The organism is Xenorhabdus littoralis (genome assembly GCF_033949345.1).
In the GTDB taxonomy this organism is placed as follows: domain Bacteria; phylum Pseudomonadota; class Gammaproteobacteria; order Enterobacterales; family Enterobacteriaceae; genus Xenorhabdus; species Xenorhabdus littoralis.
Window position 1 is genome coordinate 94,716 of record NZ_VCDP01000035.1, and the last position, 21,925, is coordinate 116,640.

15 protein-coding genes are annotated in these 21,925 nt (G+C 44.1%); 5 read left to right on the top strand and 10 right to left on the bottom strand.

Going from position 1 to position 21,925, the window contains the following annotated elements:
• Window positions 1–41 precede the first annotated feature (41 nt).
• Genes baeS through FE394_RS10740 form a run of 4 tightly spaced genes read right to left on the bottom strand, consistent with a single transcriptional unit; the run spans window position 42 to window position 8,957 of the window.
• Complete coding sequence (gene baeS / locus FE394_RS10725) at window positions 42–1,433, bottom strand: envelope stress sensor histidine kinase BaeS (RefSeq protein WP_319926397.1); 1,392 nt, start codon at window positions 1,431–1,433, stop codon at window positions 42–44.
• A 5-nt stretch (window positions 1,434–1,438) separates the two neighbouring features.
• Complete coding sequence (gene mdtC / locus FE394_RS10730) at window positions 1,439–4,549, bottom strand: multidrug efflux RND transporter permease subunit MdtC (protein WP_319926378.1); 3,111 nt, start codon at window positions 4,547–4,549, stop codon at window positions 1,439–1,441.
• Entirely contained in the window at window positions 4,546–7,710 is a 3,165-nt protein-coding gene (locus FE394_RS10735) for an MdtB/MuxB family multidrug efflux RND transporter permease subunit (RefSeq protein ID WP_319926379.1), read from the bottom strand. The genes mdtC and FE394_RS10735 overlap by 4 nt, the downstream gene beginning before the upstream one ends.
• The gene (locus tag FE394_RS10740) at window positions 7,710–8,957 is read right to left on the bottom strand and encodes an MdtA/MuxA family multidrug efflux RND transporter periplasmic adaptor subunit (RefSeq protein WP_319926380.1); all 1,248 of its coding nucleotides are present in this window, start codon (window positions 8,955–8,957) and stop codon (window positions 7,710–7,712) included. Before FE394_RS10740 ends, FE394_RS10735 begins: the two co-directional genes overlap by 1 nt.
• 309 nt (window positions 8,958–9,266) lie before the next feature.
• On the opposite strand from FE394_RS10740, the gene FE394_RS10745 reads away from it, so the two are divergent.
• Window positions 9,267–9,467, top strand: a complete 201-nt coding sequence (locus FE394_RS10745; protein ID WP_319926381.1) for a hypothetical protein — start codon at window positions 9,267–9,269, stop codon at window positions 9,465–9,467.
• A gap of 329 nt (window positions 9,468–9,796) precedes the next feature.
• A complete protein-coding gene (locus FE394_RS10750) occupies window positions 9,797–10,276 on the top strand; it encodes an Hcp family type VI secretion system effector (protein ID WP_319926382.1) in 480 nt (159 codons plus the stop codon).
• 192 nt (window positions 10,277–10,468) lie between these two features.
• On the opposite strand, the gene mgtE is transcribed toward FE394_RS10750, so the two are convergent.
• The 6 genes from mgtE to purM all read right to left on the bottom strand — a co-directional run bounded on the left by mgtE (window position 10,469) and on the right by purM (window position 18,370).
• Window positions 10,469–11,932 carry a magnesium transporter gene (gene mgtE, locus FE394_RS10755; RefSeq protein WP_319926383.1) on the bottom strand — a complete coding sequence of 488 codons (1,464 nt, stop codon included), beginning with the start codon at window positions 11,930–11,932 and terminating at the stop codon, window positions 10,469–10,471.
• Window positions 11,933–12,191: 259 nt separating this feature from the next.
• Window positions 12,192–13,724 carry an exopolyphosphatase gene (gene ppx, locus FE394_RS10760; protein WP_319926384.1) on the bottom strand — a complete coding sequence of 511 codons (1,533 nt, stop codon included), beginning with the start codon at window positions 13,722–13,724 and terminating at the stop codon, window positions 12,192–12,194.
• Between the two features lie 3 nt (window positions 13,725–13,727).
• Window positions 13,728–15,797, bottom strand: coding sequence for a polyphosphate kinase 1 (gene ppk1 / locus FE394_RS10765; protein WP_319926385.1), 2,070 nt, complete (start codon window positions 15,795–15,797; stop codon window positions 13,728–13,730).
• A gap of 55 nt (window positions 15,798–15,852) precedes the next feature.
• Window positions 15,853–16,416: a spermidine N1-acetyltransferase gene (speG, locus tag FE394_RS10770; RefSeq protein ID WP_319926386.1), complete on the bottom strand. Its 564-nt coding sequence runs from the start codon at window positions 16,414–16,416 to the stop codon at window positions 15,853–15,855.
• 266 nt (window positions 16,417–16,682) lie between these two features.
• Window positions 16,683–17,321: a phosphoribosylglycinamide formyltransferase gene (gene purN / locus FE394_RS10775; RefSeq protein ID WP_319926387.1), complete on the bottom strand. Its 639-nt coding sequence runs from the start codon at window positions 17,319–17,321 to the stop codon at window positions 16,683–16,685.
• A complete protein-coding gene (gene purM / locus FE394_RS10780; protein WP_319926388.1) occupies window positions 17,318–18,370 on the bottom strand; it encodes a phosphoribosylformylglycinamidine cyclo-ligase in 1,053 nt (350 codons plus the stop codon). Before purM ends, purN begins: the two co-directional genes overlap by 4 nt.
• Window positions 18,371–18,596: 226 nt before the next feature.
• Between purM and upp the strand changes: the two genes are divergently transcribed.
• The 3 genes from upp to hda all read left to right on the top strand — a co-directional run bounded on the left by upp (window position 18,597) and on the right by hda (window position 21,839).
• On the top strand, window positions 18,597–19,223 hold the full coding sequence (gene upp / locus FE394_RS10785; protein ID WP_319926389.1) for a uracil phosphoribosyltransferase: 627 nt from the start codon (window positions 18,597–18,599) through the stop codon (window positions 19,221–19,223).
• A gap of 131 nt (window positions 19,224–19,354) precedes the next feature.
• A complete protein-coding gene (gene uraA / locus FE394_RS10790; protein WP_319926390.1) occupies window positions 19,355–20,665 on the top strand; it encodes a uracil permease in 1,311 nt (436 codons plus the stop codon).
• A 466-nt stretch (window positions 20,666–21,131) separates the two neighbouring features.
• Window positions 21,132–21,839, top strand: a complete 708-nt coding sequence (gene hda, locus FE394_RS10795; RefSeq protein ID WP_069315457.1) for a DnaA inactivator Hda — start codon at window positions 21,132–21,134, stop codon at window positions 21,837–21,839.
• Window positions 21,840–21,925 lie beyond the last annotated feature (86 nt).

Genomic DNA, 21,925 nt, shown 5'->3' on the forward strand with positions numbered 1-21,925 from the left:
TGTTTTTCAAATTTATATTTTTCAAGTTAATGTGTTTCAAGTTAATGTTTTTCAAGTTCAGAGGATTTAAACAACGGCAATTCTACGTGAATTCTAATACCACCTAAAGGTGATCTTTCTGCGTGGATAGTGCCATCATGGGCTTCGACGATGTTATAACAGATTGCCAATCCAAGTCCTGAGCCGCCGCTTGCGCGGTTACGGGAAGATTCACAGCGATAAAAACGGTCAAAAACATGCTGGCATTGTTCCACGGTCAGCCCGGGAGCACTGTCCTGCAAATCCAATATCCATTTTTGCTGATCTGAATATTCCCGGATAACGACTTTTCCGTGTTCGGCGGTATAGCGCAGGCTATTTTCCAGTAAATTCAGGAAGAGTTGCATTAGTCGGCTAGGATCTGCAAATAGTGTCACATTTTCTTTTAAACTCAATGCTAACTTAATTTGTTTATCAGCAAAGCGGTCTTGATAATTCGCTGCGGAGATTTGCAATAACTCGCTGACATTAACAGACTCTTTTCTGTAGGCCAGTGAACCGCGATCGGAAAGGGACAATAAATGCAGATCATCGACCAGCTTTGTCAGGGTAGCGACTTCCGTGAGCAGAGAATGAATAGTTTCCTGTGTTGGTTGTCTCACGCCGTCCTGCAAGGCTTCCAGCTCACCACGCAGCACAGAAAGCGGGGTACGTAACTCATGGGAGATATCCGCCATATAATCACGGCGCATCTGCTCATTTTTTTCCAGTGTACTGGCAAGTTGGTTAAAGTTTGATGCCAATGTACTTATCTCATCCTTGCCGGATGGAATGACACGGACACTGAAATCACCGGCAGTCAGTTTATGTGTGCCTTCGACTAACCGTTTGACAGGTCTTAAAAGACCCCGGGAGAGAAGAAAAGTGACAATCAGCGCCAGCAGGGTTGTAAAACCGGCAATAATCCAACTGGTGAATTGTTGCTGGCGGGCGAAACTGATATCAGCCTGAAGGCTGATTTTGTCTGACGCGCTGACAATTACCCAACCGACAATATTATTCTGATAAGTCACGGGTTTGCGATAGCTTTCTGCCGGAATATCACGGGGATGGCCTACCAGACGCTTCATCTGAGCGTCAACAACCCAGAATTGCGTCCGCCAGCCACGGGGTGACGGCCCTTGATGACTATCATTATTTTGCTCAATAGTACGGAGAATCTGAAAGATAATGCGATCATCTTGGGTTAAAAACTGCCAATTGCCATATTGCTGATATTGTTCCGTTAATGCTTCCGCCAGCATACTTGCACGCATTTGGCTATTTTGCTTGATATAGCCAATAAAACCATGCTGGAAACTGAGGCGAACGCCCCAGTGCATAATGATCAATACCAGCATGCAAGTGGCAAAAATAGCCAGAAACAGTTTACTGCTGATACTTGTTTTCCTCATGAATTTCATGATGGTTTCACCATCTGTGCTTTTTTCATGTGTAACTTTGCGATTCGACGATGCCGCCATTTTTCACTCAGTCGGTCAAAGAACAGATATACAACCGGAGTCGTATATAGCGTAAGCAGTTGGCTCATCACCAGACCACCAACAATCGTGATCCCTAATGGGAAACGTAATTCAGCACCATCTCCGTTGCTCAGTACCAAAGGCAAAGCACCAAACAGAGCAGAAAGCGTTGTCATCATGATCGGCCGGAATCGCAACAAACAGGCCTGAAAGATTGCTTCCTGAGCAGTGAGCTTACCGCCACGCTGTGCTTCAAGGGCAAAATCCACCATGATAATGGCATTTTTCTTGACGATACCCACCAGCAACATAATTCCAATCATAGCTATCAGGCTAAATGGCGTATTGAACAACTCCAGTGCCATCAGCGCACCCACTCCCGCAGAAGGAAGGGTAGAAAGGATAGTCAGCGGATGAAGATAACTTTCATACAGCACGCCAAGAACCAGATAAACCGTCACAATAGCCGCGAGAATCACAAACAACTGGGATTTTTCACTGTCCTGAAAATCCTGAGCTGTACCCGCGAAAGAACTGCGCACTGATGAAGGAACACTTAATTCAGTCATTGTTCTTTCTATCGCGCTGATGGCATCGGACAGCGTATAACCCGGCGCAACATCAAAAGCGATGGTTGAAGCGGCGGAAAGTCCTTGATGGAAAACGTCCAGTGGCGCGTTGGCGGGACGCCAGTGGGCAAAATAGGACAGTGGAATGCGCTCACCCTTGGCATTGATAACAAACATCTTCTCCAATGCGCTGGGATCTTGGTTATATTGCGGTGCAACTTCCATTACCACCTTATACTGATTCAGCGGTTGGTAAATCGTGGAGATCTGCCGTTGCCCAAAGGCATTGTAGAGTAAACTATTCGCATCAGCGACATTGATTCCCAAACGAGCCATAGTGTCACGATCATAAGTAATCGCGATTTCAGCACCTTTGCTTTCGTCGTCTTCATCGGCGTTCACATCCACCAATTGAGGCAGTTTTTCCAGTGCCTTTTTGATAGCCGGACTCCATTTCTGCAGTTCACCAAAATCATCTGACAACAAACTAAACTGATAGGTGGATTTAGCCCCGCGTCCGCCGGAACGGAGATCCTGCACAGGAATTAAATACAGGCGGGTACCTGCTTCATTGCTAAGTTTGCTTCTTAAACGAGTTACGACTTCCTGAATACTTTCAGAGCGTTCTGCCCGCGGCTTTAAGGAAATAAACATAAAACCAGTGTTGATGCTGTCACCACCCGTAAACCCGACGACATTATCCACTGTTGGGTCAGTATCGATGATCTGCATAACACTTTTAATTTTTTCACGCATAGCCTGAAATGAAATGCTTTGGTCAGCAACCACAAAACCTATCATCTTTCCTGTATCTTGCTGTGGAAAAAAGGTTTTTGGGATGCTGATATAGAGCCAGATATTCAGGGCGATAATGCCGACTAATGACAGTAATACCCAACGAGTGTGATTGAGGATCCATTTTAGTGAACGGGCATAACCCTGCTGAATTTTTAACAGAATTTTTCCAAAGCCCTGCGTCTGTGTTTGCGCTTTTATCGGCGATGATTTAAGCAAATGCGCGCACATCATCGGAGTCAGGGTTAATGAAACCAATAATGAAATGCCAATCGCGGTGGCGAGAGTAACAGCAAAATCCCGGAATAATCTACCCAGTAATTCATCGATCAGCACAAGGGGAATGAACACAGCCATAAGCGACAGACTCATGGCCAGCACAGTGAATCCAACTTCCCTTACTCCCTTAAGGGCCGCTTGCATCGGTTTCATTCCGGCATCAAGGTGACGGGAAATATTTTCCAGTACCACAATGGCATCATCGACAACAAATCCGGTGGCGATGGTTAATGCCATCAATGAAAGATTGTTTAAACTGAAGCCACATAAATACATGGCGGTGAAAGTACCAATGAGTGATACCGGAACCGCAATTGCCGGAATCAGCGTAGCCCGGCCTGAACGTAAAAACAGAAATACCACCAAAATCACCAAGGCCACCGCGATGGCAAGTGCCCGTTCAACTTCGTTCAGAGAGGCCTGAATGGCTGGCGAGCGATCCTGTGCAATATTCAGCTGAATATTGGCGGGCATTGATGCTTGCAGAACAGGGAGCTGAGCACGGATGCGTTGCACGGTAGCGATGATATTCGCACCTGCTTCACGGCGAATAGTGAGAGCAATGGCAGATTTATTGCCGGACATGGCTGCTGCCCGAACATCCTCGACAGAATTCTTAACATTCGCGATATCCTGTAAACGGACAGGAGCGCCATTATTATAACGCACAATAATAGAGCGATAGCTCTCTGCTGTTTTCAGTTCGTCATTGGTTTGTAATTGCCAATTATATTTATCAGAATCGACATAACCAGTGGGTCTTCTGACATTGGCCTCGCTGATGGCTTTGCTGACATCATTGAGTGAAACGCCTTGATTAAAGAGGGCGTTGGGATTCAGCTCAACACGTATTGCAGGTAATGAACTACCGTTGACATTGACTTTACTGACACCTTCTACCTGGGAAAGTTTTTGGGCCAGTCTGGTAGAGGCGAGGTCATACAGTTGTCCTTCACTATAATCGTCTGAGGTGAGGGTCAGAATCATGATCGGGGCGTCTGACAGATTAGCTTTATAATACCGTGGCTTGCTTGGCATACCAGAAGGCAATAAGCTTTGTGCGGCATTGATGGCTGCCTGAACATCCCGCGCTGCACCATTAATATTCCGGCTGAGATCGAATTCCAGAACAATATAAGAGCTTCCCAGCGAGCTGGAGGAAGTCATCTCTTTTACTCCAGCAATTCTGCCTAATGAGCGCTCCAGAGGTGTCGTTACGGAGGATGCCATTGTTTCCGGTGACGCGCCAGGCATGGAAGCCTGGACTGCAATCACAGGAAAATCAACCTGTGGCAGCGGTGCCACAGGCAAAAAGATAAAACTCAGCGCGCCACACAAAGTAATGGCTAAACTCAGCAAAGTGGTGGCAACTGGCCGCTGGATAAATAGGGCGAAAAATTTCACAGCGGCTCCTGATGATTAACAGAGGATTGATCGAGCCTTGCCTGATTAGGGTGTTTATCCTGCGTATTTTTCCGGTATTTGTGTGCTAATTTATCAAAAAGCAGATAAATAACAGGTGTTGTGAACAGCGTCAGAATCTGGCTCATGATCAGGCCACCTACCATACTGACCCCTAACGGACGGCGCAGCTCTGCACCGATGCCGGTACTGAGCATCAGTGGTAATGCTCCCAGCAATGCTGCCATTGTCGTCATCAATATCGGTCTGAAACGTAACAAACAAGCTTGATAAATGGCTTCATAAGGAGTCATGCCTTTTTCACGCTCAGCCGCCAGCGCAAAATCAATCATCATGATGGCGTTTTTCTTCACGATACCAATCAAGAGAATGATCCCGATGATGGCGATAATATCCAATTCATAGCCACCAATCATCAAGGACAATAATGCTCCGACGCCGGCGGTAGGCAGGGTCGATAAGATTGTAACCGGATGAATAAAGCTCTCATACAGTACACCGAGCACGATATACATAGCGACGACCGCAGCCAAAATCAGCCAAAGGGTATTACTGAGTGAATTCTGGAATGCCAGTGTCGCCCCTTGAAACTGAGTGATGATATCTTTTGGCATTTGGATAGCCAGCTCCGTTTCTTTGACGACATTGACCGCTTGTTCAAGGGACGAGTTTTTCGCTACATTGAACGAAAAAGTAACGGCAGGGAACTGCTGTAGGTGATTGATGGATAAATTCCCCAATCGTTGCTCAATAGTGGCAATAGTATTGAATGGCACCATTTTGCCATCGTTTCCAGTCAGATAAAGGTTATTGAGCGCTTCCAGCCCTGATGAACTTTTTGTATCTTGTTCAAGGATAACCCGATACTGATTTGCTTGTGTGTAAATGGTTGAAATCAAACGTTGGCCGAATGCGTTATACAGCGCATTATCCACTGCTGCCATGGAGATCCCTAATCGGCTGGCCATATCACGATTCACGTTGAGATAAGCCACCAATCCCTGACTTTGCCAATTATTGCTGATATCGATCAACTCAGGTCGTTGTTGAAGCGCATTCTGCAATTTAGGGATCCAGACGTTGAGTTCATCAAGCGAAGTTGCCTGCAATGTAAATTGGTATTGCGTGCGGGATACTTGAGTATCGATAGTCAGATCTTGTGTCGGTTGCAGATACAACTTAACGTCAGGGACGTTGGCAATACGTGCTTGCAGACGGGGAATAACTTCGTCAATGCTGTCTTCTCGCTGGTCAAACGGCTTTAGCGTTATTTGCAGACGCGCATCGTTCAATGTTGCATTGTTACCATCAACACCGATAAACGTCGTAACATTGTCCACAGCAGGATCTTGTAACAACAGAGTGGTGACCTGCCGCTGTTTATCTGACATTGCATGGAAAGAAATGGATTGTGGCGCTTCCAGTGAACCCTGAATCAGGCCATTATCCTGCAACGGAAAGAAACCTTTCGGGATCATGACATAGAGTAGGACAGTCAGAACCATTGTACTGAATGCAACACCAAGCGTAATCCAGGGATGGTTTAATACCCGTTTCAGGAAGACAGCATATATCTCAATCAGGCGATCAAAGAAACGTTCACTGGCCCGTTCAAAACGATTGTGTTTAATGTCAGCTTCTGACTTCAACATTCTTGCGCACATCATTGGCGTAAGTGTTAATGACACAACAGCAGAAATTAAAATGGCAACCGCAAGGGTTATGGCAAATTCCCGGAACAGGCGGCCGACGATATCTCCCATGAACAGCAACGGGATCAATACGGCAATTAATGAAAAGGTCAGGGAAATAATGGTAAAACCGATTTCGCCGGCTCCTTTCAGTGCGGCTGCCAGCGGTTTTTCTCCCCGCTCAATATAGCGGGAAATATTCTCTATAACGACAATGGCATCATCCACTACAAAACCGGTTGCGATGGTTAGTGCCATTAAGGTCAGATTATTGACGGAAAAACCGCAGAAATGCATAACGGCAAACGTGCCCACCAAAGAGAGTGGGACAGCAATACTGGGGATCAAGGTTGCTGTGACGTTGCGCAAAAACAGATAAATCACCATAACGACCAGCGCGATAGCCAACAGCAGTTCAAACTGAACATCCTTGACTGAATTACGGATCGTGATAGTACGGTCTGTCAGCATCTCCACATTGACGGATTTGGGCAGACTACTGATCAATTCTGGCAGCATCTTACGGATATTATCCGTAGTCTCGATAACATTTGCCCCGGGTTGGCGTTGCACATTGATAACGATGGCGGGCTTTTCATTGGCCCATGCCCCCAATTTATCATTTTCTGCACCTTGCTCAATGGTAGCAATATCCCGCAAACGAATGGGGCTGTCATTTTTATAAGCCACGATTAAATTGCGGTAATCATCTATAGACTTCATTTGGTCGTTAGAAGAGATGGTGATCGAACGTGTTGGCCCGTCAAAGCTGCCTTTTGCTGAATTCACATTCGCTTTCATGATAGCAGAACGGATCTCATCACTATCTAACCCTTGTGAGGCGATGGCCTGTGCATTCAATTTCACGCGCACGGCAAGGCGCTGTCCTCCTGCCAGTGTTACCAAACCCACACCACCGACTTGAGAAATACGCTGGGCAACACGGGTTTCCACCATATCTTGCACCTGCGTCATGGGCAGGGCATCAGAGGTTACGGCTAGCGTCAAGATCGGCGGATCGGCCGGATTAACCTTGCTGTAAATCGGGGGATAGGGTAAATCTTCAGGCAATAGATTGCTGGCCGAGTTAATCGCGGCCTGTACATCCTGCTCTGCAACATCCAACGGCAATGAAAGCTGGAATACCAGCGTGATAACCGAGGCACCTCCAGAACTTCTGGATGACATTTGCTTCAAGCCGGACATTTGCCCAAACTGGCGTTCCAGTGGTGCTGTTACAGCAGAAGTCATAACATCAGGGTTAGCACCGGGATACAGAGTGACTACCTGAATGGTCGGATAATCCACCTGAGGTAACGCAGAAACAGGCAACATCCGATAACCAATGAAACCTGCCAGCAATATCGCCACCATAAACAGCGTCGTAGCAACAGGACGCAGGATAAACAGGCGAGATGGCCCTCCGCCTGTCATTGGCGCATCAGACTGCATTACGGATTCTCCACATTATCGTTTGACTGATTGTTTGACTGAGTTGCGTCTTTCTGCGTTTTGTCGGCATTCGTTGAGATTGTCAAAGGTTTGACAATCTCAACTTTGACACTTTCGGTCAGTTGGTCAATACCATCAGTGACGACTCGTTCACCTGACGACAGGCCAGTATTGATAATCACAAATTGATTGTTTTGCAGCCCCGCGATCACTTTATGTTTGCTGACCTTATTTTCTTTATCCACTTTCCAGACAAAATTACCCGAATTTCCCATTTGTAAACCGGCAGTTGGGATCACAACTGCATTTTTCAGTGTATCGACTTTCATCTGAATATTGACGAACTGATTAGGGAACAACATATTGTCTCGATTATTGAACCGGGCCTTCATTTTGATCGTACCAGTGGTGACATCGATCTGGTTATCAATACTAAGTAGCCTGCCTTGTGCCAATTGTTGTTGATTATTGCGATCCCATGCTTTGACATTGACACTTTCGTGGTTTTTCTGCGCCTTTAACACCGTAGCGATATCGTTTTCAGGCAGGGAAAAAAGCACATCAATAGGATCGATTTGTGTAATCACCACAATCGGAGTTCCGCCTCCGGCAGATACGTAATTACCGATATCAATCCGTTTTAAACCGACCCGGCCAGAAATAGGCGCAGTGATGCGGCTGTAAGTTAATTTTAGTTTTGCTTCGTCAATATCTGATTGATCTGCTTTCAGGCTGGCTTCGCTCTGACGAACCAAAGAAATTTGCTTATCCAGATCTTGCTGGGAAATAAGTTTATTTTTTGCCAATTGTTGGAATCGGCTCAAATCCTGTTTGGCATTGATCAATGTTGCCTGATCTCTGGCATATTGACCTTGCGCTTTTGCCAGTCTGACTTGAAAAGGACGGGGATCGATTTCTGCCAGCAAGTCTCCTTTTTTGACGTATTGTCCCTCATTAAAATGCAGTGCCATTAACTGACCTTCCACAAGGCTGTTGACAGTTACTGTATTTGCTGCCTGAACCGTTCCCAATCCGCTTAAATAATGGGGCACAGATTTTAATTCAGCCGTTGCGACCTGAACGGGTGTCTGAGCTTGATTAGGTATATTTTGTTGTGTCTTTGCATCCTGAGTTTTACCTGATGTTGCAGACGTATTGAAGTATTTCCACGCAAAGAAGACAGCCGCAACGATCGTGGCCAGAACCGCCGCGAGACGGAAAAAGTAGGAACGGTTTTTGTTATTCATTAGCTCGACATTCTCTCAATGTTGTGGCGGTAATCGCTCATGCGGGCATCTTATGCCAAATTAGGTGCAAGAATATATTATTAGTGTAACCACTGGGAATTATCCAATAATGAAGAAAATATGAAGGTTATGTCAAAAAGATCATATTTTGGATAGTGATTTCTCCCGAGGCGGGGATGAGGAATCATATGATTTATCGGAAATTATGTTTAAGAACGTATAGTTTTCTCTTCATGGTCTATTATGACATACAAAGAAGATAGATGAATATAAATGATGATAGTTAATCCATAGGGTATAAAATGCATTATGTCCACCGTGTTACTTAATAGCAGCAATGATAAAAAATCAGATCTAACGATAGTAGGTAATATGAAAAAGTTAGCAATAATATGTGTTATATTTTTCTTTTTATGCGGATTTACCCAGGTATCAGAAAATAATATTCCGAAAGATTTGCAAGAGTATATAGATAATGCGGAAGACTGCCAGCACCTTGCAGGTGAATGAGATAATAATTTACCTGATGAACAAAAAAAAGAAATAGAAAAGGGTATCGACCAATATTGTACAAAAGTAAAAGAATTACAGAATAAACTCAGAGAAAAATATAAATATGATGCTGAAAAAAGGGAAATAAGAGAGAGTTATGATATCTAATCTGGTCAATGTTATATTGACTTTAATGATATAAAGTGCGATTAAGCTAATTTAAGATTTATCTCTTATTGTATAGTGATGTCTATCACACTTTTTTCTATCCAACTGGCTGAATTTAGAGATATATTGGCACTGCTTCATCATTAGTTAATGAATCTTAACCACAACAGGAAGTTATTATGGCAAATATGATCTATTTAACATTGCAGGGAGACAAACAGGGGTTAATTTCACAAGGTTGCTCCTCTGTTGAATCCATTGGCAATAAATATCAAGCGGGTCATGAGAATGAAATTTTTGTATTAAAACTACATCATTCCATTCACAGAGAACAAAATGTTAACCATAGTCCAATTGTATTTGTAAAACCGCAAGATAAATCATCACCATTATTGATGATGGCAATTTCAGATAATGAAACACTGAATCTGAAATTCGATTTTTATCGTACAGCTCAATCAGGATCACAGGAATTATATTATTCCATCGAGTGTCGTGATGCGACAATTCTTGAATTATCGCCAAACTATCCACATAGCGTTAACCATTCAGAAGCACAACCAGAAGAAATAGTCTCTATTAAATATAAAGACATTATTTGCCATCATCATATGGCGGGAACTTCTGGCTATAGTGTTTGGGACGATAGAGTATACTAATCACTCAGTTAGCATACTTAATATAAGAGCCTACAAAGATAGGCTCTTATACCCGTTGTCTTTCAAGCTACAGCTTTGTTGGCTTCACTCACTCACCCCAGTCACATAATTTGCTATGTTCCTGGGGGCTCTCTTCCTTGCCGTCGTGCTGCAACCAGAAATCCATAGGATATATACTTAATGTAAAAATATTCAGACCAAGAACAGGGTTGCCAGTCCCAAAAAGATAAAAAATCCGCCGGTATCCGTAATTGCAGTAATCATCACGCTAGAGCCAATCGCGGGATCTCTTCCCAGCTTCATCATAATAAAGGGGATTAATACACCCATCAGTGCCGCCATCAGCAAGTTTAGTATCATTGCCATTGTCATGACGCCACCCATTGCCAGATCACTATAAAGCAGATAGGTGACGACGCCCATTATCCCACCCCAGATAAAGCCGTTGATCAGGGCAACGCCAAGTTCCCTTAATATCAGATAAGAAAAACTGCCTGTCTGGATTTGATGGAGTGCCAGCGCCCGCACGATCATCGTGATAGTCTGGTTGCCGGTATTGCCCCCAATTCCTGCAACGATGGGCATCAAGGCTGCAAGAGCAACAAGCTGGGAAATAGTATGTTCAAACAGTCCAATCACCCGCGACGCAATAAATGCCGTGCACAGGTTAATAGCGAGCCATGTCCAGCGGGTTTTAACTGCTTGCCCGACCGGAGCAAAAACGTCTTCTTCACGACTCAATCCCCCCATACGCCGGATATTGGTATCAGTTTCTTCACTTAAAGTATCAACGATATCTTCGACAGTCAGACGTCCCATCAAACGCCCGTTATTGTCTATCACGGCGGCAGAAATCAAGTCGTAACGTTCAAATGCGCTGGCTGCATCTTCGCCTTTTTGCTCAGGCAAGAAAGTCACCGTATCCGTGTTCATCACTTCGGAAACCAGCTTATCCGGTATACTGATGAGCAGCGTAGTGAGTGGAAGTTCTCCCTGAAGACGATTTTCACGATCAATAACAAAAATCTTATCTGTCGCTTCTGGGATAGAGCCTCGGGAACGTAAAAAACGCTGAACTGTACGGAGTGTGATATTGCCTCGCACGGTGATGAATTCAAAATCCATCATCTGACCGATACTGTCTTTGTGATACTGCAATACTTCACGGATACGGTTACGCTGGCTCGGTTCGAGATAAGTCAGCAGTCGATGCGTAGTATCACGCGGAAGGTGTTCCGTTATGTAGGCCTGTTCATCTACATGCAGAGTACCAATCGCGCGCAACAGCTCAACGTCAGACATATCTTTGATCAGGTTATCCCAGATAGGGATGGAAGCTTCTACCAGAACCTCACCACGTTGGCTATTATCGATCAGGCGCCATAAAGCGAGACGCTCATCATAGGGCAAGGCTTCCAGAATATCCGCAATGTCGGCTGTATGCAGGCTAACCAGTAGCGCACTGATTTCCTCGATTTTTTCCAATAACTGCTCGTCACTGATGGCAGCATGTTCATCAGCCTGACCCAATAATGTATCGACGAATAGCTTATCGTGGATGAGTAGTGAAAGCAGGCGTTGACGTACATGTGCCAGTTTTTGGGAATGCTGGTTGGCAACAGTCGTATTATCAGGTGTAAAGGCCGATTGTGACATGGTGTACCTTTAAAGCAGAAAATAGGGCAAAAAACAGGCGATCACAATAATATCACCGTACATTTGAGATCTATTGGTTATTATATTCTTTTTTCGAGCTACTGTACGGCTTCATTGATTGCTGTTGTGTTTGCTGGTGATGGTCTAATGCCGCAATGAATGAATAGATAAAGCGTCCAAATAAAATTACAAAGCTGATAAGCAGGATTAATTTTGTAATCTGAACAGTTTTCTTTTTCTCTTTCATAGAGTGATATCGCTAAGTCGATTCCTCTTCAATGTGTAAATTCCAGCCCATGACATCATCCCAATAATCCTGCTCTTTTTCTAAATCAAGCTGTACGAGGGCATTTTGCGTTAAATAGTTTTTGGGCAGGTAGAGTGTCCAATGACCAGTGTCGGTTTCTAATCTTAGTGTCTGTGGTGTCGTGGTAGATTGGCGTTGATTATTCAGCAATGTTGCCAGTCGCAATATCTTAAGCATAGGAAGATACTGTTTTTTCTTAAACAGATAGAAGCGGGGATGCTCGTGTATCTTAATTGCCTTGCGATGATAGCGTACCAGTGTTGCCAGCAATGATTGCTGTTCTTGGTTGAACCCCGGTAAATCAGTATGTTGCAGAATATAAGCAGAATGACGTTGTAACCCGCTCAAATTGATGCTTAAGCCAACTTCGTGCAGCATGGCAGCCCACAGAAGGATGGATTCCAGTTGCGGCTGTACCCGCTTGGGGTTCTGTGTTGCCCATTGTTCGTAAAGCGTATTGGCGGTGATCCAGACGCGGTCGGCTTGTTCTCGGTCGATATTATAGTGTTCGGCAAGACTTTTGGCGGTTCGCTGGCGAATGTCCTGATGACGAAAGCGATCTTCCATTTCGTAAAGTACACCTTCCCTCAACGCACCCTGTGACAGGCGTAATTCCTGAATATGCAGAGCATCGAAAATACCACACAATATTGCAAGGCCGGGCACAAAAGTCTGCTTGCGGTCATTGGACAATCCCGGAAGTGCCAGAGATTTGAAGTTTTTGTATTTAAGAACACGCTTCACCAGCATGTTGAGGCGCTCTGGCGTAATCAGGCCATCTTTCTCATCCAGTTCTACCAGTAGTTCGTGGACAGCCTTGATAGTCCCGGATGCGCCCAGAGCAAAGTCCCAGCCTTTTGTTCGAAATTGCCAGACAAGATTTTCCAGCTTTTGTGCCGCCTGAAGGCGGGCTTTACGGAAGTTTTGCTCATTAATTATGCCATCAGGGAAAAACTGGCGGGCAAAACTGACACAACCCATACGGCGGCTTTCAATCAGTAAGGGTTCGAAATCTTCACCAATTACTAATTCTGTGGAGCCTCCGCCAATATCAATGACCAATTTACGGCCTTTTTCCGGTTGAGTGTGTTCAACGCCCATAAAAATCAGACGTGCTTCTTCATGGCCAGAAATGATTTCAATGGGATAGGGGATAACTTCTTTTGCCTGTTTTAAAAACTCTTGTGTGTTGGTGGCTTCACGTAAGCTATGAGTTCCCACCAGACAAACATTATCCGCAGAAAAACCCTGTAATCGTTCTGCAAACAGGGAAAGGCAAGCGAGGCCACGGTTTATGGCTTCTTCGCTTAACTCATTTTCGCTGTTCAAACCATCAGCAAGATAAACCCGTTTCTTTAAACGTCCAATAACCTGTAGTGCGCCATTAACAATACGGGCGATTACCATATGAAAGCTATTGGAACCCAGATCAATCGTGGCAATTTCTTGGGGTTTTGGTGTTGGATTGTCGTGTTTCAACGGCATAAATCAGGCTCTTGGTTCCGGTTGTTCAAGGTTTTTCAGATAATCATAAACAGCAAGCTGCGCGCGGATTTTACGCTTATTCCCTCTGGGAATATAGCGATTGCTCAACTCCTTATCAATATAGCGGGCCTTGACGGTATCACTGAACTGCAATTCAAGAATATCAATAACTTGTTGTTTTAACATGGGGTCGAGCAAGCAAACCGCAACTTCAATGCGATAGTCGATATTGCGGGTCATCCAGTCGGCTGATGAAAGGAAAACTTTTTCATCGCCTTTATTGGTGAAAACGTAAACGCGATCATGCTCGAGGAAACGATCGACAATACTGGTGACATGAATATTTTCGCTAAAGCCGGACTGGTTGGGAACCAAAGAACACATGCCTCGTACCAGAATACGAATTTTGACACCAGCTTCTGAAGCATCATACAGGCGATCTACCAGATCTTTATCCACAAGGTTATTGATTTTTAAGGTAATACTGGCTAATTCACCTGCTTTGGCATTCTCAATTTCCTGATCAATCAGTTGGTTGAGCATGGCTCGTGAATTTTGGGGGGATACCATTAAATTCTCAAATGTGACCGGACGATAAGGATTTTCAATAAAGTTAAATACCCGGCGAACTTCATTGGTGACTTCAGGTTTTGCGGTTAACAGAGAATAATCGGTATATAAACGTGCTGTTTTTTCATTGAAATTCCCTGTACCAATATGGGCATAACGGATAATTTCCCCCGCCTCAAGACGCGAAATGATAAACAGTTTTGCGTGAATTTTTAGGCCGGGAGCGGAGAAAATGACATGAACGCCTGCTTCCGTCAGGCGCTTAGCCCAATGAATATTGGCTTCTTCATCAAAACGAGCCTGTAATTCCACCACGACCGTGACTTTTTTGCCGTTATGCGCCGCATGGATCATTGAATCAATAATCCGGGAGTCTTTTGCAACGCGGTAGATATTAATCTTGATGGAGATCACGCTAGGATCGAAAGAGGCCTGCCGCAGCAATTCCAGCACATGTTCAAATGTGTGATAAGGATAATAAAGCAGCACGTCTTTTTCACGAATGGCATCGAAACCATTGCGGAAATGATCGAACCAAGTATGACGCAGCCGTGGCATGGGTTTGTTCAGGAGGTTGCGGTTTCCTTCGTTGGGGAATTTGATGAAATCTTTAAAATTATGATAGCGGCCACCGGCAATCACAGAGTCATCATTGGACAGCCCCAGTTTACTGCGCAGCAACTCCACCATTTCATCGGGCATATTACGCTGATAGACGAATCGTACCGGCTCTGCTGTCAGTCTTTGTTTCAGTGTAGAGGACATCAGTTCCAGCAGGCTGGATTCCATTTCTGTTGCCAGATCATATTCAGAATCACGGGTCATCTTCATGGAGTAGACGTTCAGAGAATCATAATCGAAGAATCCCTTGAAAATTTCATCCAATGTATAGCGCAGAATGTTATCAAGCAAGATCATGGACTTGCGTCTGCGTGGCATTTCAGGAGGCAGATTGACGAAACGAGGGACTTTGTCTGATGGAATTTCCAGCAAGGCATATTTCGTTTCTTGCCCACGGATAATTTCAACGGCCAGATAGGTATAATCATCCTTCAAAAACTCAACCAGATTGGTTTCTGGATTGATGACAATCGGTGTAATGTGCGGACGCAAGAACTGTCGGAAATATTGTCGCAGCCAGATTTGTTGGTTCGGGGATATTTGTCGCTCATTAATCAAAAAAATCTGATTACGAGCCATTTCCAGCAGCAGCTCGTTATAAAGATCATCGAATTCCTGATCGATTTTCGCGACTTTAGCCTCAATTTTTTTCAATAAGTGGCGGGCACTGGTAGCAGAACCTCTTACTTCACTGATAAGAATGCGACGTTTTACATCGGCAAAACGAACTTTATAAAACTCATCCAGGTTATTGGAGTAGATCCCTAAAAACCTCATTCTTTCAATCAGCGGATTGCTTTTGTCAGCCGCTTCCTGAAGTACACGTTCGTTGAAAGAGAGCCAGCTGAGTTCTTTTTCGGTATAGAGGCGATCGTGGGACATTACTACTCCATTGGTTTTCCATTCAGTTTACTGGTTAGCGTTCAATGACCTGTATTTAATAGGCCAGTATGCTGGTCTGGGATTCACGGGCTTTATTAGCAAAATAGTGATATTGGAAAGTACACATCCGAATGGCTGTATGATAAGAGCCGTTCACAAAAAATTCATCGATTAATTCACCTTCGGTATAAAATCCTAACTTATTGTATACATGAATTGCCTTCGAATTCTCTTTATCAACAATCAGATACAGCTTGTAAAGATTCAGCACAGCAAAAGCGTATTCCATCGCAAGTTTAGCGGCCTGAGTAGCATATCCCTGTTCTTGATAGGCTGGGGCAATGATAATCTGAAATTCTGCACGGCGATGGATATAATCAATCTCGACTAACTCCACTAACCCGACTTTGGCGTTCTGGCTCTCGATGATAAAACGTCGCTCACTCTGATCATGAATGTGTTTGTCATAGAGATCACATAATTCCACAAAGGCTTCATAAGGTTCTTCAAACCAATAGCGCATGACACTGGCGTTATTATCCATTTGATGGACAAAAGGGAGATCTTCCCGTTCAAGGGGGCGTAAATTTACGAGTGGATTTTCTGAACCACTGGACATTGGATACCTCAGGGTTTTTAAGAGATTGTATAAATTAGTCTCACTCTAAATATATTTGATATTGAGTAATATTCGAGTAATTAATTATTGAAACATAAATAATTATTTTCGGATTAATATTTTTAGATGATTAAATAACCAAAGTTCTGCGGGTGCAGAAAAGAAATTAATCCGAAAGGACAACTTACAGCAAAGTATCATTTTAATACAGGGACTTGATAAAACTTCCTGATACTGAGCTGTAAGTTAAGATTTAGTAACTTGGATTATTCTGATGCATAACCTTGCGGCGGCAGAACTTTGCCATCTATTAGCGCGGTATTCCCTTCCATCACCAAACGCCCATTCAGAAACCAGCCAATGACCAGAGGGTAAATAGTATGCTCCTGGGTTTGGATGCGACTAATAACATCTTCTTCCTCATCTCCCTCAAAAATGGGGACTTTGGCTTGCAGAATAACAGGGCCGCCGTCTAACTCTTCGGTAACAAAATGGATAGAAGTACCATGTTCTTTATCACCATTCTCAATGGCTTTCCGATGAGTATGCAGGCCGGGATATTTTGGCAATAGAGAAGGGTGGATATTCAGTAGCCTCCCCTGATAGTGCTGCACAAAATCAGGCGATAGAATTCTCATGTAACCAGCCAAAACCACTAAGTCTGGTTCATATTGGTCAATGGCCTTGAGTAAAGCAATATCATAGCTTATGCGATCCGCATAAGCTTTTGGATCGAGAAAATGGGCGGAGATACCGGCTTGTTCAGCACGTTGCAGGCCATAGGCGTCAGCATTATTACTGAAGACTGCCGAAATATGCCCATTAATCCGGTTTTGCTGGCAGGCATCTATGATGGATTGAAGATTACTGCCATTGCCTGAGACTAAAACCACTATTTTTTTCATGACTTGCCTTTGCTGATGACAACAGGTTGTTCATCAGCGTTGAGTCCGGCAATTGAACCAATCTGCCATGCGTGTTCACCAGCCGCTTTTAAATGCGAGATAGCCTGTTCTGCCTGAGATTGGGGTAGCGCGATAATCATACCCACGCCGCAGTTAAATGTGCGGTACATTTCGTGGTCACTGACATTGCCTGCCTGCTGTAACCATGTAAAAATTGCAGGCCACTGCCAACTGTCAGCATTGATTCTGGCCTGCATATTTTCAGGCAGAACACGAGGAATGTTTTCCCAAAAGCCGCCACCCGTCAGGTGTGAAATTGCATGAACCTCAATTTTTTCAATCAGTTCAAGAACAGATTTAACATAAATCCGAGTTGGAGCAAGCAGATGATCTGCCAGAGACTTTCCTTCAAGCTCAGTCATTTCAGGATTTGTCTGGCTCACTTCGAGGATTTTGCGGACCAGAGAATAACCGTTGGAGTGTGGTCCACTGGATGCCAGCGCAATCAGTGCATCTCCGACCTGAACTTGGCTGCCATCAATAATTTCTGATTTTTCGACGACGCCGACACAAAAACCAGCAACGTCATAATCTTCGCCATGATACATGCCGGGCATTTCGGCTGTTTCACCACCGACCAACGCACAGCCAGACTGTTTACACCCTTCCGCAATACCGGTAATCACACTGGATGCGGTATCAATATCCAGTTTTCCTGTGGCAAAGTAATCCAGGAAGAAAAGTGGCTCAGCGCCCTGAACAACCAGATCATTGACACACATAGCGACCAAATCAATTCCGATGGTATCATGGCGTTTCAAATCCATGGCCAGACGCAGTTTGGTGCCAACACCATCAGTACCAGAAACCAAAATAGGTTCACGATATTTCTGAGGCAGGGCACATAATGCGCCAAAACCACCCAACCCTCCCATGACTTCCGGACGGCGGGTCTGTTTTACGACACCTTTGATACGATTGACTAAGGCATTACCAGCATCGATATCGACACCAGCATCTTTATAGCTAAGAGAGGTTTTGTTGGTCACTGCGTAGCTCCCAGGCGGTTACATTTGAATGAATAAAACAGAGCGGGGTTGATTCTAACAGTCTAAGCAAACGTTTGCGATAGCTTTGTAAAGGTTTTATGTCAGATAAAAAGAGAAGAAAAACACTTGTGATTGATAAAAGTCAATAGATTGATAGTGGCACAATGCCTAAAAGGAGGTATAATCCCGCGATTTTTTTATCTGCTGGCTAGATTAGGAGAACCCCATGAAGATCGTTGAGGTTAAACACCCGCTTGTTAGACATAAACTTGGCCTGATGCGAGATCATGATATAAGCACCAAACGCTTTCGTGAATTGGCCTCAGAGGTAGGTAGTCTTCTGACATATGAAGCAACTGCTGACTTAGAAGTTGAAAAAGTGACCATCGAAGGATGGTGCGGTCCGGTAGAGATAGACCAGATTAAAGGAAAGAAAATTACGGTAGTGCCAATCCTGCGGGCAGGATTGGGCATGATGGATGGAGTGCTGGAAAATATTCCAAGTGCGCGGATCAGCGTGGTTGGCGTGTATCGTGATGAAAAAACACTCGAGCCCGTGCCTTATTTTCAAAAATTGGTTTCCGATATTAATGAACGTATGGCGTTGATTGTCGATCCAATGTTGGCAACAGGTGGTTCGATGATTGCCACTATTGATCTATTGAAGAAGGCGGGTTGCCCTGCGATCAAGGTTCTGGTTTTGGTTGCTGCGCCGGAAGGTATCGCCGCATTGGAAAAAGCCCACCCGGATGTTGAACTTTATACTGCCTCGATCGATGAACGCCTTAATGAACATGGATACATCGTCCCTGGCCTAGGGGATGCAGGCGACAAACTATTCGGTACTAAATAATATGTACAGCCGACTGAGAAGTCGGCTTTTTTTTGTTTCTAGCAAGATGATATATACCCAATTGCTTTCAAATTGCGGTGCTGCCAACAAAACAGCAATTTGAAAGGTAAAGGGATAAGAGGATATGAGTAATGACCCGTCGGACCATTGGGATAGATGAGAGACCTTCTCTGGCACAAACTATTCCATTAAGTTTACAGCATCTATTTGCCATGTTTGGGGCAACCGTTTTGGTTCCCATTTTATTTAAAGTTAATCCCGCCACAATTTTGCTCTTCAACGGCATTGGAACATTACTGTATCTGGTTATTTGCAAAGGGAGAATTCCAGCTTACTTAGGTTCCAGTTTTGCGTTTATTTCGCCTGTGCTGTTGTTACTGCCTCTGGGATATGAATTGGCATTGGGCGGGTTTATTGTTTGTGGCTTTTTGTTCTGTTTGGTTGCCCTGATTGTTAAAGTTGCGGGAAGAGGCTGGATCAATGTGATGTTCCCACCTGCGGCGATGGGGGCTATCGTTGCGGTCATCGGCTTGGAATTAGCGGGTGTTGCTGCTGATATGGCGGGTTTGCGTCCGGCGGCAGGCACGGATGTCAATCTGACCAATCTGACTATATCCCTGGTGACGTTGGGTGTGACTATCTTGGGTTCGGTGATGTTCCGTGGTTTTATGGCGATTATCCCGATTCTGATTGGTGTGCTGGTGGGTTATGCGTTGTCATTCTTCATGGGTGTTGTGGATTTGACACCAGTACGTGAAGCACCGTGGTTTGCATTACCGACGTTTTATACCCCGCGTTTTGAGTGGTTTGCCATCATGACGATTTTACCTGCCGCGTTGGTGGTCATTGCAGAACATGTTGGGCATCTGGTAGTGACAGCAAATATCGTTCAGAAAGATTTGCTGCAAAATCCGGGTTTGCATCGTTCGATGTTTGCGAATGGTTTCTCAACGATATTTTCGGGTTTCTTTGGCTCAACACCGAATACGACTTATGGTGAGAACATTGGTGTTATGGCGCTCACCCGAGTTTATAGTACATGGGTGATTGGTGGTGCTGCGATACTGGCAATATTGCTTTCTTGTGTCGGTAAATTAGCTGCTGCGATCCAAGTGATCCCCGTTCCCGTTATGGGCGGTGTTTCTCTGCTGTTGTATGGTGTGATTGGCGCATCAGGTATTCGCGTTTTGATTGATTCGAAAGTCGATTACAGTAAGGCACAGAACTTGATCCTGACCTCCGTGATCCTGATTATTGGTGTTAGCGGGGCGAAAATTCAGATTGGTACAGCAGAATTAAAGGGCATGGCATTGGCAACGGTTGTTGGCATTGGTTTAAGTCTGCTTTTCAAATTAATCAGTATTGTCCGTCCAGATGAACCGTATATTAGTTCCTCTGTCGAATCGATTAAGAATGATAAAAAAAATGAAGTACTCGAATAAATTACGTTAATTAAATTTATCAGAAAGGGCTTTATAGAATAAAGCCCTTTTATTTTAAGTTTAATAACTCATCGAAAGAAGTTCAGCTTTACTTATTTCACCAATATTATAAGGAATTATTTCACCCTTATCTGTTAATGAGTGAATTTCTCCGGTTTTATCTATAGACACTGATTTTAATACTTTAATAGATTTTCCATAAACAAGTTAACCTTTGGAAAATACGCCGTTTATGGATCATAAAAATAGGCAGTATTATGAAGAAGCGTTTTTTTGATACTAAATTGAATGCTCATCGGAGTGCGAGTTAAAAAATAAGAATTCGCTATTCTGCTGGTCGTAAATTATCCATTTTATGAAACGATAAGCCTCGGCAATAACCTGCTGTTTTAAACAAAGCATTCGTTTCATTTATAGAGACGTTTTGTGGTAGACTTAGCACCGTTCGTTATCCATTCTGTTTGAGGTGCTTCTGAATACACCGTCGCAGCTTTCATTGCCATTATATTTGCCAGATGATGAAACATTTGCCAGTTTTTTTGCAGGAGAGAATACTTCCTTATTAGCTGCAATAAAATTAGCCATTAGTCAGTCACATGGCAGTTATATCTATTTTTGGTCCCGTGATGGCGGGGGCAAGAGTCATTTGTTACACGCAGCCTGTGCCGAATTGTCCCAACAGGAAGAAGCTGTAGGGTTTGTACCACTGGATAAACGTGCCTATTTTGTTCCTGAAGTCCTTGATGGGATGGAGCATTTATCATTGGTATGCATCGACAATATCGAATGCATTGCTGGTGATCAAGAATGGGAGATGGCTATTTTCAATCTTTATAACCGGATTGTGGAGATTGGCCGAACTTGTCTTTTGATCACAGGCGATCGTCCTCCACGACAGATTAACCTGACGTTACCGGATCTGGCATCTCGCCTCGATTGGGGGCAAATTTACAAATTGCAGCCCTTGTCCGATGACGAAAAAATTCAGGCATTGCAGTTGCGGGCAAAACTAAGGGGCTTTGAATTACCTGAGGATGTAGGGCGTTTTGTATTGAAACGGCTCGATAGGGAAATGCAAACGCTGTTTAAAACGCTGGATGAGCTTGATCGGGCTTCCATTGTGGCACAACGTAAACTGACGATCCCGTTTGTGAAAGATATCCTTGAGCTTTGAATTAATAAGGCAGTAAGGAAACGAGATCATGGTGAAGAAAGTGATAGAGGAAGATTCTCTATCACTTTTTTGTTTTATGGCTTTAG